Consider the following 16,522-nt stretch of genomic DNA (forward strand, 5'->3'; position numbering starts at 1 on the left):
CGGGAGAAACTCCCGCCTTAGCAGAGTAGTGAGAGGGAAGGCGTTAGCCAGCCATCTGTTTTTCGCGGATTTCTGCCAGCGTTTTACAGTCGATGCACAGATCGGCTGTTGGACGCGCTTCCAGACGACGAATACCGATTTCAACACCGCAGGATTCGCAGTAGCCAAAATCTTCGTCCTCGACCTTTTTCAGCGTTTTCTCGATCTTTTTGATCAGTTTGCGCTCGCGGTCACGGTTACGCAGTTCGAGGCTGAACTCTTCTTCCTGAGCGGCACGGTCGACCGGATCCGGGAAGTTAGCAGCTTCATCCTGCATATGTGTAACGGTGCGATCGACTTCATCCCTGAGTTGATTACGCCATGCTTCAAGAATACGCTTGAAGTGCGACAGCTGGGCTTCGTTCATATACTCTTCGCCCGGCTTCTCTTGATACGGCTCCACCCCAGCGATGGCGAGAATACTCAGGGACGATGTTTTACGGTTTTGCCCTTCTTGCATGTTGCTTCTCCTTAACACGCACTATCGATCCCCGTGTTGGGGGAAAAATCAGGTCGCTATAAATAGCAGATGCTTTTCCGTATGGCAATTATCTAAACGTAACACTTGACAACCCTGTGAGGAAAAGCGTATTTGCGCACGCGGCCAGAACACTTATTAGTCAATCGTCTAATCCCTTATAGGACAATGGGAAGAGAGGATCTCAGAGTCATATTATCGGCAGAAAGTTCCGCTTTATAAGCGAAAATCTCTACCCCCTGCTTTTGTGCCTCATTCAACAATTGCGCGTATTTAGGATCAATATGACGGGCCGGGGAAAACCGTTCAATGGCTGAATGCAGAACCGCAAACAGCAACACGGCGCGCTTGCCCGCCGCCGCTACACTCATTAGCTCCCGCAGATGCTTCTGGCCACGTAGCGTTACCGCATCCGGAAAGAAGCCGTTTTCCTCTTCCGCTAACGTCACTGATTTCACTTCAATATAGCACTCAGGGCGGTCTTCCGCCTGTAACATAAAATCAATTCTGCTGCCTTCATCGCCATATTTCACTTCGCTTTTTTGCGTGCCGTAACCCACCAGTTCAGGAAGGATTCCATTTGTCAGGGCTTCCTTAACCAGCTGATTTGCGCGCAGGGTATTAACGCAAATAAATGCCCCGCTTTGCGTCTCGGTCATTTCCCAGGTATGAGGATATTTGCGTTTAGTATTTTCTGATGTGGAATACCAGACCGTGTCACCCGGCGTGGCGCAACCGGTCATGGCGCCGGTGTTAGGACAATGCAGCGTGAGCGTTTCGCCCTCAGGCGTGATCACGTCAGCGAGAAAGCGTTTGTAACGCTGGATCAGCGTGGCGGGCTGGAGTGCAGGGCTAAACTTCATCAGGATTCCTTAACGTGTCGCCCAGCGACCAGCGCTGGAGCGGAGTGTAGCGGGTGCGTCCTTGTACAAAGGCAGATTCGTATAGGGCAAATTCATTCACCTGAAAGGACCAGTGAAAGCCCGGTGGCGGGATGGCAACAGCCTGACCCGCATCGCGCAGCAGGGTAATGTGGGGATGAAACGGCTGCGGGCTCTGATAACAGCCGCTGCGCGCGGCCTGCGCCCGCAGCATGTTGGCGAGCTGGAGCAGTCCGCGGGGGGGCTGCCGCGTCCCCAGCCAGACCACCCGAGAGCGCAGCCATTGCCCGGCATCGTCAAGATGCAGCGTAAAACCCGGCTGAGAAATGCGTCCGGCCATTGCGCTTAACGCGCGCTGCTTTTCTGCGCTCACCTCGCCAAGAAAAGCTAACGTCAGGTGCATATTGGCGGCGACGACAGGGCGGCCCGCTTCCGCGGGGAAGTGGCTGGCGCGCCAGCGAACAATTTGCCGTTGAAGCGTGGTGGGTAATTCAATGGCGAAGAATAGCCGTTTTGACTCAGACATGCGCAAGACTCGGTAATGATATGCGCCGATGCTACAATGTACGCCGATTAATGTTAACCCTCTGGAGCCGTAAGTGTCCTCTTTGCCCGTCGCCGTCGTCCTTCCTGAGCTTCTCGCAGCCTTAGAACATGCGCCACAGGTTTTGCTCAGCGCGCCCACCGGAGCGGGTAAATCCACCTGGCTGCCCCTGCAAATTCTGCGCGAGGGGAGCATCAGCGGGAAAATTATCCTGCTGGAACCGCGCAGGCTGGCGGCGCGCAATGTGGCGCAGCGCCTGGCGGAACTGCTGAATGAAAAACCGGGCGAGACGGTAGGGTACCGGATGCGCGCCGAAACCTGCATTGGCCCGTCTACGCGGCTGGAGGTGGTCACTGAAGGCATTCTCACCCGTATGCTGCAAAACGATCCGGAGCTGAGCGGCGTCGGGCTGGTGATCCTTGATGAATTTCACGAGCGCAGCCTCCAGGCCGATCTGGCCCTTGCGCTGCTGCTCGACGTTCAGCAGGGGCTGCGCGACGACCTTCGGCTGCTGATTATGTCGGCGACGCTGGATAACGAGCGGCTCCGGCAGACGCTCCCTGACGCGCCGATGATCTCCTCTGAAGGGCGTGCGTTCCCGGTCGAGCGCCGCTATCAGCCGCTGCCTGCCCATCAGCGTTTTGACGAAGCCGTTGCCATCGCCACCGCCGAATTGCTCCGTCAGGAACCCGGCTCGCTGCTGCTGTTTTTACCCGGCGTAGGCGAAATCCAGCGCGTACAGGAGCAACTGGCATCCAGGGTGAGCAGTGACGTTATGCTGTGCCCGCTCTACGGCGCGCTGCATTTGGCTGACCAGCGCAAGGCGATCCTTCCCGCACCGGCGGGGCAGCGCAAAGTGGTACTGGCGACCAATATCGCCGAAACCAGTTTGACCATCGAAGGCATTCGCCTGGTGGTGGACAGTACGCAGGAGAGGGTGGCCAGTTTTGATCCGCGTACCGGGCTGACCAGGCTACTGACGCAGCGCATCAGCCAGGCCTCAATGGTGCAGCGCGCAGGCCGAGCTGGGCGTCTTGAGCCGGGTATTTGCCTGCATTTAACCAGCGCCGAGCAGGCGGAGCGTGCGGCATTGCAGAGTACGCCTGAGATTTTACAAAGCGATCTCTCCGGGCTGGTAATGGATCTGATGCAGTGGGGCTGCCCGGACCCTGACCAGCTCACCTGGCTTAATCCTCCGCCTGTTGTGAACCTTTCCGCCGCGCGCAGCCTGCTGACCCAGCTTGGCGCGCTGGAAGGCGAGCGACTGACGGCGCGCGGCCAGAAAATGGCGGCGCTGGGCAACGATCCGCGTCTGGCTACGATGCTGGTGGCAGCACAAGGCGACGATGAAATTGCCACGGCGGCAAAACTGGCGGCTATTCTTGAGGAGCCGCCGCGCGGTGGCAGCAGCGATCTGGGAGAGGCCTTTTCACGCCATCAGGGAAACTGGCAACAGCGCGCGCAGCAGTTGTGTCACCGCCTGAAGAGCCGGGGAGGATCGCCTGACAGCGATAAAGTTATCCCTCTTCTGGCCCAGGCCTTCCCGGACAGAATCGCGCGCCGTCGCGGGCTGGATGGTCGCTATCAGCTGGCAAATGGGATGGGCGCGATGCTGGACAGCGATGATGCTCTGACGCGTCATGAATGGCTGATCGCGCCGCTCTTACTCCAGGGTAGTCACTCCCCGGATGCGCGCATCTTGCAGGCGGTTGCCGTAGATATTGACGCCCTGACGCGTGCCTGCCCGCAGCTGCTTCAGCAATCTGACATCGTCGAATGGGATGATGCCCAGGGCACGCTGAAGGCGTTCCGTCGTAGCCAGATTGGCAAACTGACGCTCGGGACAAAACCGCTGGCTAAGCCGTCGGAGGAAGAGTTACACCAGGCGATGCTGAACGGCATTCGGGAAAAAGGGCTGAGCGTGTTGAACTGGACGCCTGAGGCTGAACAATATCGTATACGTCTGCACTGCGCCGCGAAGTGGCTGCCGGAACAGGGGTGGCCAGCGGTGGATGATGAGACGCTGCTCGCGACGCTTGAACAGTGGTTGTTGCCGCAGATGAGCGGCGTACACTCCCTGCGCGCCCTGAAGGCGCTTGATGTTAAAGCAGCGTTACAGAATTTACTGGACTGGTCGTTACGTCAACGTCTGGATAGTGAACTGCCTGGGCATTACACTGTGCCAACCGGGAGCCGGATTGCCATTCGTTATCATGAGGATAATCCGCCAGCGCTGGCGGTTCGGATGCAGGAGATGTTTGGTGAGGCCACCACGCCGTCCATCGCTGAAGGGCGCGTGCCGTTAGTGCTTGAGCTGCTTTCGCCTGCGCATCGTCCCTTGCAGATCACCCGCGATCTGGGTGCGTTCTGGGCGGGGAGCTATCGTGAAGTGCAGAAAGAGATGAAGGGGCGATATCCCAAACACGTCTGGCCGGACGATCCGGCGAATACCGCGCCGACACGGCGCACGAAGAAATATTCGTAATGGGGGAGTGCGGCCTGAAAGGTAAAGTGCGGCCTGATGCCCTCACCCCGGCCCTCTCCCACAGGGAGAGGGAGAAAACACTAAAGACTTTCCTGTCAGGAAAGTCTTGCTGTTTATTTTGAGAGATTTCTTCTTTCACTGACCTGTGCAAGATAAGAAAATCTGGCCTTTGCGCCTGAATGTTGCGGAGAAAAAGCATGGCGGGGAATGACCGCGAGCCAATAGGACGTAAGGGAAAGCCGACGCGTCCGGCGAAAGAAAAGGTAAGCCGTCGTCGCCTCAGAGATGAGGAGTATGACGATGACTATGAAGACGATTATGAGGATGAAGAACCGATGCCGCGTAAAGGGAAAGGCAAAGGGCGTAAGCCTCGTGGTAAGCGCGGCTGGTTCTGGCTGCTGCTGAAGCTGTTTATTGTTTTTGTTGTCCTGATCGCGATTTACGGCGTTTATCTGGATCAGAAGATCCGCAGCCGTATCGACGGGAAAGTCTGGCAATTGCCTGCGGCAGTGTACGGCCGCATGGTGAACCTTGAGCCGGACATGTCCATCAGCAAGAATGAGATGGTGAAGCTGCTGCAAGCCACGCAGTATCGTCAGGTCACGAAAATGACCCGTCCGGGTGAATTTACCGTCCAGGCGAAAAGCATTGAGATGATCCGCCGTCCGTTCGACTTCCCGGACAGTAAAGAGGGGCAGGTGCGCGCGCGTCTGACCTTTGACGGCGATCGCCTGGAAACCATTGAGAACATGGATAACGATCGCCAGTTCGGTTTCTTCCGTCTCGATCCACGTCTCATCACCATGCTGTCGTCCGCAAACGGCGAACAGCGCCTGTTCGTGGCGCGTAACGGCTTCCCGGATCTGCTGGTGGATACCCTGCTGGCAACCGAAGACCGCCACTTCTACGAGCACGACGGGATTAGCCTCTACTCCATTGGTCGTGCGGTACTGGCTAACCTGACCGCGGGGCGTACGGTGCAGGGGGCGAGTACCCTGACCCAGCAGCTGGTGAAAAACCTGTTCCTCTCCAGCGAGCGCTCTTACTGGCGTAAAGCCAACGAAGCGTACATGGCCGTGCTGATGGATGCGCGCTACAGCAAGGATCGTATTCTTGAGCTGTACATGAACGAGGTGTACCTCGGTCAGAGCGGCGATAACGAGATCCGCGGCTTCCCGCTGGCGAGCCTGTACTACTTTGGCCGTCCGGTAGAAGAGCTGAGCCTTGACCAGCAGGCGCTGCTGGTGGGCATGGTAAAAGGCGCGTCGATCTACAACCCGTGGCGTAACCCGAAACTGGCGCTGGAGCGTCGTAACCTGGTGCTGCGTCTGCTGCAACAACAGCAGGTGATTGACCAGGAGCTGTACGACATGCTGAGCGCGCGTCCGCTGGGCGTTCAGCCGCGCGGTGGGGTGATCTCTCCGCAGCCTGCCTTTATGCAGATGGTACGTCAGGAGTTGCAGTCTAAGCTCGGAGATAAAGTGAAAGATCTCTCCGGGGTGAAGATCTTCACCACCTTTGACTCCGTGGCGCAGGATGCGGCAGAAAAAGCGGCGGTTGAAGGTATTCCGGTTCTGAAGAAGCAGCGTAAGCTGAGCGATCTGGAAACCGCGATGGTGGTAGTTGATCGCAACACCGGCGAAGTTCGCGCCATGGTGGGCGGCGCCGAGCCGCAGTATGCGGGCTATAACCGCGCGATGCAGGCGCGTCGTTCGATTGGTTCTCTGGCAAAACCGGCAACCTACCTGACCGCGCTGAGCCAGCCGAATCTCTATCGACTGAACACCTGGATTGCCGATGCGCCAATCTCCCTGCGCCAGCCTAACGGCCAGGTGTGGTCTCCGCAGAACGATGATAAGCAGTTCAGCGGCCAGGTGATGCTGGTGGATGCGTTAACCCGCTCGATGAACGTGCCGACTGTTAACCTCGGCATGGCGCTGGGCCTCCCCGCCATCACCGACACCTGGCAGAAGCTGGGCGTACCGAAAGATCAGCTGCACCCTGTGCCAGCGATGATCCTGGGGGCGCTTAACCTGACGCCAATCGAAGTGGCCCAGGCGTTCCAGACCATCGCCAGCGGCGGTAACCGAGCGCCGCTTTCCGCCCTGCGTTCGGTGATTGCCGAAGATGGCTCCGTGCTGTATCAGAGCTTCCCGCAGGCGGAGCGCGCTGTTCCGGCGCAGGCGGCCTATATGACGCTGTGGACCATGCAGCAGGTGGTCCAGCGCGGTACCGGGCGTCAGCTGGGGGCGAAGTATCCTGGTCTGCATCTGGCGGGTAAAACCGGGACTACCAACAACAACGTCGATACCTGGTTCGCCGGTATTGATGGCCGTGAAGTGGTGATCACCTGGGTGGGCCGCGATAACAACCAGCCGACCAAACTGTATGGTGCGAGCGGCGCGATGTCGATTTACCAGCGTTATCTGGCCAATCAGTCTCCGGTGCCGCTGAACCTCGTTGCCCCGGAAGATATCGTCGATATGGGCGTGGACAGCTCGGGTAACTTCATCTGTGGCGGCGGCGTGCGTTCGCTGCCGGTCTGGACGACCAACCCGGATGCGCTGTGCCAGCAAAGCCAGCCAGAAGAACCGACAGGTAACCCGTTCGATCAGTCTTCTCAGCCTCAGCAGCCGCAGCAGCAACAGCCGCAGCAGCAGGAAGAGAAGAAAGACAGCGACGGCGTCGCCGGTTGGATCAAGGATATGTTCGGCGGCAACTAGCCCTTATGACACCCCCTTCCCTGGAAGGGGGTGTTTTTTCACCTCAGCAACTCATTTCCTTAACCCTGTTTTCAATCCTTATTAACGACCCGTTTTCCGTTGATTATTTCTTAAACCCTCAATTCTTGTAGGGCCGCATATCGCTTGCTATGCCGTCAGCGTTTCGCATATTATTCTGCGGTCATAATAATAATTCTCGTTTACGTTATCATTCACCTTTTTCATCAGAGATCCATCATGGCGCTTTCCAATACTGCCAGCCAATTAACACGTCGCTGCGTAAAATCGCAGCCGTCGTAGCCACAGCGGTTGCCGGCATGTCTGCTTATGCACAGGCCGCTGAAACCCCCAAGAAAGAAGAAACCATCACCGTGACTGCCGCACCGGCTGCACAGGAAAGTGCCTGGGGTCCTGCACCGACGATTGCGGCAAAACGCACTGCAACGGCGACGAAAACCGATACACCCATTGAGAAAACCCCGCAGTCTATTTCTGTTGTGACTCGTGAAGAGATGGACATGAAACAGCCGGGGACGGTTAAACAGGCCCTGGCCTACACCCCAAGCGTTTTCGCAACGCGCGGCGCCTCAACAACTTACGATGTGGTTTCGATTCGTGGTTTCACGACCTCCAGCACCGTGAATACCAACCAGTATCTGGATGGTATGAAGTTGCAGGGAGACAACTACTCTGAAGCGTCCATGGACCCGTACTTCCTTGAGCGCGTAGAGCTGCTGCGTGGCCCGACGTCTGTACTGTATGGCAAAAGCCATCCGGGCGGCGTAGTGAGTATGGTCAGCAAGCGTCCAACCACGGAACCGTTGAAAGAAATTCAGTTCAAAATGGGGACGGATAACCTCTGGCAGACGGGGTTTGATTTCAGCGACGCGATTGACGATGACGGCGTGTGGTCCTACCGTCTGACCGGTCTGGGACGTAGTGAGAACGCGCAGCAGGAAATGGTGAAATCTACTCGTTACGCGATTGCGCCGTCTTTCAGCTGGCGTCCTGATGATAAAACCGATTTCACCTTCCTGAGCAACTTCCAGAGCGATCCGGATGCGGGTTACTACGGCTGGCTGCCACGTGAAGGTACCGTTGTGCCTTACTATGATGCTAACGGAAAAGCGCACAAACTGCCGACCGACTTCAACGAAGGTGATGAAGACAATAAGATCTCCCGTCGTCAGAAAATGGTGGGTTACAGCTTCGCGCATGAATTCAACGACACCTTCACCGTGCGTCAGAACCTGCGTTATACCAAAATCAACACGCTGTACCGTTCAGTTTACGGTAACGGCTATATCGCCCCGGCCCAGATAAGCCGTGCCTACGTGCGCTCAGATGAAGACCTCAACTCGTTCACGGTTGATACACAGCTACAGTCGAAATTCGCGACCGGCGCCGTTGACCATACCCTGCTGACGGGTGTGGATTACCTTCGTATGCGAAATGACATTGATGCTGACTACGGCACCGCCGATCCGATCAGCATGAACAATCCTCAGCACGGCAATGCGAACGTCAATGTGAACTTCCCGTATGCCATGCTCAATCGTCAGGAGCAGACCGGGCTCTATGCGCAGGATCAGGCTGAATGGGATAAGTGGGTACTCACCCTGGGTGGCCGCTATGACTTTGCGAAAACGTCTGCCTTTAACCGTAATAACGGAACCACCGCGGAAATTAACGATCAGGCATTTACCTGGCGCGGGGGGATTAACTACCTGTTCGACAACGGGATTACACCATACTTCAGCTACAGTGAATCCTTTGAACCGCTCTCTGGCACTACTCAGGGTGGTAAACCGTTCGATCCGGCACGCGGCAAGCAGTATGAAGCGGGCGTGAAGTATGTTCCAAAAGATCTGCCTGTTGTGGTGACGGCAGCGGTATACCAGCTGACCAAGAACAATAACCTGACCGCCGATCCGGCGAACCCGACCAGCGGCTTTAGCGTGCAGGGCGGTGAAATTCGCTCCCGAGGCTTTGAGCTGGAAGCGAAAGCGGCGGTGTCGGCTAACGTGAACGTGACGGCGGCCTACAGCTACACCGATGCGGAATACACCCACGATACCTGGTATGAAGGTCGTCGTCCGGCAGAAGTACCGCGCAACATGGCATCACTGTGGGCGGATTACACCTTCCACGAGACGGCGCTAAGTGGCCTGACCGTTGGTGCGGGTGCTCGCTACATCGGTAACACGGTGACGTACTACTCCTCAGCGTCGCCTAAAGCCTATGAGTCCTTTAACGTCGCGGGTTATGCCCTGGCGGATGCGACCGTGAAATACGATCTGGCGCGCTTCGGTCTGCCGGGCTCTTCCGTCGGCGTCAACGTGAACAACATCTTTGATCGTGAATACGTCTCCAGCTGCTACAGCGAGTATGCATGCTACTGGGGAGCAGGACGCCAGGTTGTTGCCACGGCGACCTTCCGCTTCTAACCTCTTTATGGGCACGGTTCGCCGTGCCCTTTTTATTTAAGTTGGCTGACATGCAGGATACTAAAACGCAATCCGACTCCACCTTCACGCTCAACAATCTCTCCTTTCGCGTACCCGGGCGCACCTTGCTGCATCCGCTCTCTTTGACGTTTCCCGCAGGTAAAGTGACCGGTTTAATCGGGCACAATGGTTCCGGTAAATCGACGCTGCTGAAGATGCTGGGCCGTCATCAGCCGCCGTCCGAGGGCGACATTCTGCTGGATGACCAGCCGCTGGCGAGCTGGAGCAGTAAGGCCTTTGCCCGCAAGGTGGCCTATCTGCCGCAGCAGTTGCCGCAGGCGGAGGGGATGACGGTGCGCGAGCTGGTGGCGATTGGACGTTATCCGTGGCACGGTGCGCTCGGGCGTTTTGGCGTTGCTGACAGAGAGAAAGTGGAAGAGGCGATCGCGCTGGTTGGGTTAAAACCGCTGGCGCACCGTCTGGTGGATAGCCTGTCCGGTGGCGAGCGTCAGCGCGCATGGATCGCGATGCTGGTAGCGCAGGACAGCCGCTGCCTGCTGCTCGACGAACCCACTTCAGCGCTGGATATTGCTCATCAGGTTGACGTCCTGGCGCTGGTGCATCGCTTAAGCCAGCAGCGCGGCCTGACGGTGATTGCCGTTCTGCATGATATCAACATGGCGGCACGCTACTGCGACTATCTGGTAGCGCTGCGCGGCGGTGAAATGATCGCTCAGGGTACGCCTGCCGAACTGATGCGCAGCGAAACGCTGGAACATATCTACGGTATTCCTATGGGCATTCTGCCTCACCCGGCCGGGGCTGCACCCGTGAGCTTTGTCTACTGATGCTGGATCCAACATTAATTAGCCGCCGTCGCCTGCTGACGGCCATGGCACTCTCACCGCTGCTGTTAAAGATGGGCCCGGCCCGCGCTGCCGCAGTCGATCCGCACCGCATCGTGGCGCTGGAGTGGTTGCCCGTCGAACTGATGATGGCGCTGGGCGTGACGCCTTACGGCGTGGCCGATATTCCCAACTACACCCTGTGGGTGAATGAGCCAAAACTGCCGGACTCCGTCATCGACATCGGTCTGCGTACGGAGCCGAACCTTGAGCTTCTCACCCAGATGAAACCGTCTTATTTATTCTGGTCTGCGGGGTATGGCCCGTCGGAAGAGACCATGGCGAAGATTGCGCCCGGACGGGGCTTTTCCTTTAGCGACGGTAAAAAGCCGCTGACCATGGCAAAAAATTCCATCCACGAGATGGCGCAGTTCCTCAACCGTGAGGCTGAGGCGAAAAAACATCTCAATGAATTTGATGCGCTGATTGATTCCCTTAAGCCGCGCTTTGCCCACCGTGGCGATCGGCCTTTGCTGATGGTGACCCTGCTGGATGCCCGCCATATGCTGGTCTTTGGAAATAACTGTCTATTCCAGGAAGTTCTCGACAGCTTTGGCATTCGCAATGCCTGGGAAGGCGAGATGACGTTCTGGGGCAGTACCGCCGTGGGGATTGACCGTCTGGCGGCGTTTCGTGATGTGGACGTGCTGTGCTTTGACCACGGCAATGAGCGCGAGATGCAAACCCTGATGGCGACTCCGCTCTGGCAGGCAATGCCGTTCGTCCGCGAGCAGCGCTTCCTGCGCGCGCCAGCGGTATGGTTCTACGGCGCGACGCTGTCGGCCATGCATTTTGCCCGCGTGCTGGACAATGCACTGGGAGGCAAGGCATGAGCACGCGTATGGCCCGTTTCCCGATGTTACTGTTAGCGCTCATTTTTCTGGCTGCCCTGGCATTAACCGACTTTAACCTGACCACGGCGTTACCGCGCGATCAGTGGGCAGCCGCGTTTGCCGCACCGGATATCGACAATATTCAGCAAATGCTGTTCCACTACAGCCTGCTGCCGCGTCTGGCTATCTCCCTGCTGGTCGGGGCGGGACTGGGACTGGTGGGCGTACTGTTTCAGCAGGTGCTACGTAACCCGCTGGCGGAGCCAACCACGCTGGGCGTGGCGACGGGGGCTCAGCTGGGGATCACCATCACCACGCTCTGGACCCTGCCGGGAGCGTTAACCTCGCAGTTTGCCGCGCTGGCAGGCGCATGCGTGGTCGGTGCGCTGGTCTTTGGCGTAGCCTGGGGAAAACGTCTCTCGCCGGTCACGCTGATCCTCGCGGGGCTGGTCGTCAGCCTCTACTGTGGGGCGATCAACCAGCTGCTGGTGCTGTTTCACCACGATCAGCTGCAAAGCATGTTTATGTGGAGTACCGGCACGCTCACCCAGACCGACTGGAGTATCGTCCAGCGCCTGTGGCCGCAGCTGTTTGGCGGCGTGGTGCTGACGCTGCTGCTGCTGCGTCCGCTCACGCTGATGGGCCTCGATGACGGCGTGGCGCGCAATCTCGGGCTGGCGCTGTCGCTGGCCCGTCTGGCGGCCCTGACCCTGGCGATTGTGCTGAGCGCGTTACTGGTTAACGCCGTCGGCATCATCGGGTTTATCGGCCTGTTTGCGCCATTGCTGGCAAAAATGCTCGGCGCGCGCCGTCTGCTGGCGCGTCTGATGCTGGCGCCGCTGATTGGTGCGCTGATACTCTGGCTTTCCGATCAGCTCATTCTCTGGCTGGCGCGCGTCTGGATGGAAGTTTCCACGGGCTCGGTGACGGCCCTGATCGGCGCGCCGCTGCTGCTGTGGCTGCTGCCGCGCCTGCGCAGCATTAGCGCTCCGGCGATGGATGCCGGCGATAAAGTGCATGCCGAGCGTCAGTCGGTGGTGTGGTTCAGCCTTGCCGGGCTGGCAGTGCTGGTTATCGCCTCGTTTGCCGCACTCTCGCTGGGACGCGACGCCACGGGCTGGCACTGGGCAACGGGGGATTTGCTGCATGAACTCATGCAGTGGCGCTGGCCGCGGATTTTCTCCGCGCTGATTGCGGGCGTCATGCTGGCGGTGGCGGGCTGTATTATCCAGCGTCTCACCGGCAACCCGATGGCAAGCCCGGAAGTATTAGGGATCAGCTCCGGGGCCGCGTTTGGCGTAGTGATGATGTTGTTCCTCGTGCCGGGCAATGCGTTCGGCTGGCTGATGCCTGCCGGGAGTATCGGTGCGGCAGTCACGCTGATGATTATCCTGATCGCCTCCGGGCGAGGTGGTTTCTCACCTCACCGCATGCTGCTGGCCGGGATGGCGCTCAGCACCGCGTTTACTATGCTGCTGATGATGTTGCAGGCGAGCGGCGATCCGCGCATGGCGCAGATCCTGACATGGATTTCCGGTTCAACATACAACGCCACTGGCAGTCAGGTGGTGCATACCGGGATTGTGATGATCGTGCTGCTGGCGATTGTGCCGCTGTGCCGCCGCTGGATGACCATTCTGCCGCTGGGTGGGGATACCGCCCGCGCGGTCGGGGTGGCGCTGACGCCAACGCGCATTGCGCTGTTGCTGCTGGCCGCGTGCCTGACGGCGACGGCCACCATGACTATCGGCCCGCTCAGTTTTGTCGGATTAATGGCGCCGCATATCGCCCGTATGATGGGTTTCCGCAGGACTTTGCCGCATATCGTGATCTCTGCGCTGACGGGCGGGGCGATCCTGGTCTTTGCTGACTGGTGCGGAAGGATGGTGCTGTTCCCGTATCAGATCCCGGCGGGCCTCCTGTCGACCTTTATCGGCGCGCCTTACTTTATTTATCTGTTGAGAAAGCAGAGTCGGTAATAAAAGTAAACGGCAATCCTTAGATTGCCGTTTTAGTGTTTGCTCCCTCTCCCTGTGGGCTGAGGGATCCCCAGTAATTTTTTTATGCAGAAGCAATAAAGTTGCTTTCTAAATGACTGAGGGCTGTCAGCGATGCCCTGAGCCACCCTGGCACGTTCACCGGTCATGTCGTTACAGAGTAGCAAGGAACATAAAGTGAACGGAATGACCACCACCGCCGTATGTTCCCCTCACCCTAACCCTCTCCCCGGAGGGGCGAGGGGATTGCTCAGTGCTCGCATTAATTTGTGGGGAACCCTCAGCCCTGTGGGAGAGGGTTGGGGTGAGGGCATCAAGCCGCACATTTTACAGCTTCGCAAATACCTTACGCGCTGCGTCGATGGTGTTATTGATATCTTCTTCGCTGTGCGCCACGGACATAAAGCCCGCTTCAAACGCTGACGGGGCAAGATACACGCCTTCTCCCAGCATCAGGTGGAAGAAGCGTTTGAAGCGTTCCACGTCGCATTTCACCACGTCCTGATAGCAGGTCACGGTTTTCGCATCGGTGAAGAAAATCCCGAACATCCCGCCCACGTGGTTCACCACCAGTGGAATACCCGCATCTTCTGCGGCTTCCAGCAAACCGTTTGCCAGTTGCGTCGTCCGGTCCGTCAAGGTTTCGTGGATACCCGGCTGCGCCACTTCGGTCAGACAGGCAAAGCCCGCCGCCATCGCAATCGGGTTACCGGAGAGCGTACCCGCCTGGTAAACCGGACCGGTTGGCGCCAGCACGTCCATGACGTCCTTACGGCCGCCAAACGCGCCGACAGGCATGCCGCCGCCAATGATTTTGCCGAGGCAGGTCAGATCCGGCTCCACGCCATAATAAGACTGGGCACCCGCCAGCGCCACGCGGAAGCCGGTCATCACTTCGTCGATGATCAGCAGCGCGCCGAACTCATCGCACAGGGCGCGCAGGCCCGGCAGGAAATCCGGCTGCGGTGGGATACAGTTCATGTTGCCCGCAACTGGCTCAACGATGATGCAGGCGATCTCCTGCGGATACTGCTCGAACGCGGCGCGAACGGTGCTCAGGTCGTTATAGGTGCAGGTCAACGTGTGTTTCGCGAAATCAGCCGGCACCCCCGGGGAGTTCGGCTGGCCGAGGGTCAGCGCGCCGGAACCGGCTTTCACCAGCAGACAGTCGGCATGGCCGTGATAACAACCTTCGAACTTGATGATCTTGTCACGGCCGGTAAAACCGCGCGCCAGACGGATAGCGCTCATGGTCGCTTCGGTACCGGAGTTCACCATACGCACCATGTCCATCGTTGGCACCAGTTCGGTGACCAGCTCCGCCATTTTGACTTCCATCTCGGTTGGCGCGCCGAAGCTCAGGCCGCGCTGAGCGGCTTCAATCACCGCGTTGCGGATCGCCGGGTGGTTATGCCCCAGTACCATCGGGCCCCAGGAGCCGACGTAATCGACATAGGCTTTACCATCCACATCATACAGATATGCGCCATCCGCACGTTCGATAAACAGCGGGGTGCCACCCACGCCGGTAAAGGCGCGCACGGGTGAGTTCACGCCGCCTGGGATTAGCTCGCGGGCTGCGCTGTAGAGGTTTTCAGACTTGCTCATGGCGTCGTTCCTGGTTCGTAGAAATGAGTTAAGGCAACTATTCTAAGTGATTCGGAAGAGGTTATAAAATTTTTGCCCCATAGAAGGCTTAACAATTGTTAAGTATTTTTCAGGGGACGAGGGGATTGTCTCTGGTAGAATCCCTGCGGCCTTTTGTATGACGAAACAGAACAGGTAATGAACGAGAACACGCCTTCTTTTGAACAACAACAGTTTACGCGCGCGAAGCACCGGGTCAGTATCCGGCGGCTGCTCAACCGTGACAAAACCCCGTTAGCCATTCTGGTGGCAGCCGCCGTTGTGGGCACGCTGGCCGGGCTGGTAGGCGTCGCGTTTGAGAAAGCCGTCAATGCGGTGCTCAACTGGCGCATAGGCACCGTCGCCAGCTTCGCGGATCGTGAATGGCTGGTCTGGGTGTGGGCCTTTGGCCTTTCGGCCCTGTTTGCCATGGTGGGCTATTTTCTGGTGCGTAAATTCGCACCTGAAGCAGGTGGCTCGGGGATCCCTGAAATTGAGGGGGCGCTGGAAGAGCTACGCCCGGTTCGCTGGTGGCGCGTGCTTCCTGTGAAATTTATCGGCGGGATGGGAACGCTCGGAGCGGGCATGGTGCTCGGTCGGGAAGGACCAACGGTACAGCTGGGCGGTAACGTCGGGCGCATGGTCGGCGATCTGTTCCGTATGCGCAGCGCCGAAGCGCGCCATACGCTGCTGGCAACGGGGGCGGCGGCCGGGCTGTCTGCCGCGTTTAACGCGCCGCTGGCGGGTATCCTGTTTATCATTGAAGAGATGCGCGCCCAGTTCCGCTACAACCTGATCTCCATTAAAGCGGTGTTTACCGGCGTGATTATGTCGAGCATTGTCTTTCGCGTCTTTAACGGCGAAGGGGCGGTGATTGAAGTTGGCAAGCTAACCAATGCGCCGGTCAATACTTTGTGGCTGTATCTGATTCTTGGGATGATTTTTGGCGTCGTTGGCCCGCTTTTTAACACCCTGATTTTACGGGCGCAGGATATGTTTCAGCGCATCCATGGCGGAAATACCACGAAATGGGTGCTGGTGGGGGGCCTGCTTGGTGGCGTGTGCGGGATCCTCGGTTTTATCGAACCGAATGCGGCGGGCGGCGGTTTCGGTCTGATTCCCATTGCCGCGGCGGGGAATTTCAGCGTAGGCCTGCTGCTGTTTATGTTTATTTCACGCGTCATCACCACGGTATTGTGCTTCTCCTCTGGTGCCCCGGGCGGCATTTTCGCCCCGATGCTGGCGCTGGGGACGCTGCTGGGTACGGCGTTCGGGATGGCGGCGGCGGCAGGCTTCCCGGCCTACCATCTGGATGCGGGAACGTTTGCGGTTGCGGGAATGGGGGCGCTGCTGGCGGCCTCCCTGCGTGCGCCGCTGACCGGGATCGTGCTGGTGCTGGAAATGACCGACAATTACCAGCTCATTTTGCCAATGATCATTACCTGCCTCGGCGCGACACTATTAGCCCAATTCCTGGGTGGAAAACCGCTATACTCCACCATTCTTGCCCGTACCCTGGCGAAACAGGAAGCTGAACAGGCCCTGAAGCAGAATACTTGAATGA

At 58.2% G+C, this 16,522-nt stretch carries 11 protein-coding genes; 7 read left to right on the forward strand and 4 right to left on the reverse strand.

Annotation, left to right across the window (positions count from 1 at the left end):
- Positions 1–43 precede the first annotated feature (43 nt).
- The 3 genes from dksA to thpR all read right to left on the reverse strand — a co-directional run bounded on the left by dksA (position 44) and on the right by thpR (position 1,924).
- Complete coding sequence (gene dksA, locus HWQ15_RS12370; RefSeq protein ID WP_001155232.1) at positions 44–499, reverse strand: RNA polymerase-binding protein DksA; 456 nt, start codon at positions 497–499, stop codon at positions 44–46.
- A 176-nt stretch (positions 500–675) separates the two neighbouring features.
- The gene (gene sfsA / locus HWQ15_RS12375; protein WP_032625548.1) at positions 676–1,380 is read right to left on the reverse strand and encodes a DNA/RNA nuclease SfsA; all 705 of its coding nucleotides are present in this window, start codon (positions 1,378–1,380) and stop codon (positions 676–678) included.
- Positions 1,370–1,924: an RNA 2',3'-cyclic phosphodiesterase gene (gene thpR / locus HWQ15_RS12380; protein ID WP_032625550.1), complete on the reverse strand. Its 555-nt coding sequence runs from the start codon at positions 1,922–1,924 to the stop codon at positions 1,370–1,372. The genes sfsA and thpR overlap by 11 nt, the downstream gene beginning before the upstream one ends.
- Positions 1,925–1,997: 73 nt before the next feature.
- Between thpR and hrpB the strand changes: the two genes are divergently transcribed.
- The 6 genes from hrpB to fhuB all read left to right on the forward strand — a co-directional run bounded on the left by hrpB (position 1,998) and on the right by fhuB (position 13,314).
- A complete protein-coding gene (gene hrpB / locus HWQ15_RS12385; RefSeq protein ID WP_063148781.1) occupies positions 1,998–4,427 on the forward strand; it encodes an ATP-dependent helicase HrpB in 2,430 nt (809 codons plus the stop codon).
- A 197-nt stretch (positions 4,428–4,624) separates the two neighbouring features.
- Complete coding sequence (gene mrcB, locus HWQ15_RS12390; protein WP_023305460.1) at positions 4,625–7,150, forward strand: bifunctional glycosyl transferase/transpeptidase; 2,526 nt, start codon at positions 4,625–4,627, stop codon at positions 7,148–7,150.
- A 263-nt stretch (positions 7,151–7,413) separates the two neighbouring features.
- Positions 7,414–9,597, forward strand: a complete 2,184-nt coding sequence (gene fhuA, locus HWQ15_RS12395) for a ferrichrome porin FhuA (protein WP_369806304.1) — start codon at positions 7,414–7,416, stop codon at positions 9,595–9,597.
- A 50-nt stretch (positions 9,598–9,647) separates the two neighbouring features.
- Complete coding sequence (gene fhuC, locus HWQ15_RS12400; RefSeq protein WP_022647093.1) at positions 9,648–10,445, forward strand: Fe3+-hydroxamate ABC transporter ATP-binding protein FhuC; 798 nt, start codon at positions 9,648–9,650, stop codon at positions 10,443–10,445.
- Positions 10,445–11,335: a Fe(3+)-hydroxamate ABC transporter substrate-binding protein FhuD gene (fhuD, locus tag HWQ15_RS12405; protein ID WP_023299359.1), complete on the forward strand. Its 891-nt coding sequence runs from the start codon at positions 10,445–10,447 to the stop codon at positions 11,333–11,335. The genes fhuC and fhuD overlap by 1 nt, the downstream gene beginning before the upstream one ends.
- Positions 11,332–13,314, forward strand: coding sequence for a Fe(3+)-hydroxamate ABC transporter permease FhuB (gene fhuB, locus HWQ15_RS12410; RefSeq protein WP_063148784.1), 1,983 nt, complete (start codon positions 11,332–11,334; stop codon positions 13,312–13,314). Before fhuD ends, fhuB begins: the two co-directional genes overlap by 4 nt.
- A gap of 345 nt (positions 13,315–13,659) precedes the next feature.
- On the opposite strand, the gene hemL is transcribed toward fhuB, so the two are convergent.
- Positions 13,660–14,940 carry a glutamate-1-semialdehyde 2,1-aminomutase gene (gene hemL, locus HWQ15_RS12415; protein ID WP_038415373.1) on the reverse strand — a complete coding sequence of 427 codons (1,281 nt, stop codon included), beginning with the start codon at positions 14,938–14,940 and terminating at the stop codon, positions 13,660–13,662.
- Between the two features lie 177 nt (positions 14,941–15,117).
- Between hemL and clcA the strand changes: the two genes are divergently transcribed.
- On the forward strand, positions 15,118–16,518 hold the full coding sequence (gene clcA, locus HWQ15_RS12420) for a H(+)/Cl(-) exchange transporter ClcA (RefSeq protein ID WP_022647097.1): 1,401 nt from the start codon (positions 15,118–15,120) through the stop codon (positions 16,516–16,518).
- Positions 16,519–16,522 lie beyond the last annotated feature (4 nt).

The sequence above is a fragment of the Enterobacter sp. DSM 30060 genome, from assembly GCF_013375955.1.
Classification (GTDB): domain Bacteria; phylum Pseudomonadota; class Gammaproteobacteria; order Enterobacterales; family Enterobacteriaceae; genus Enterobacter; species Enterobacter intestinihominis.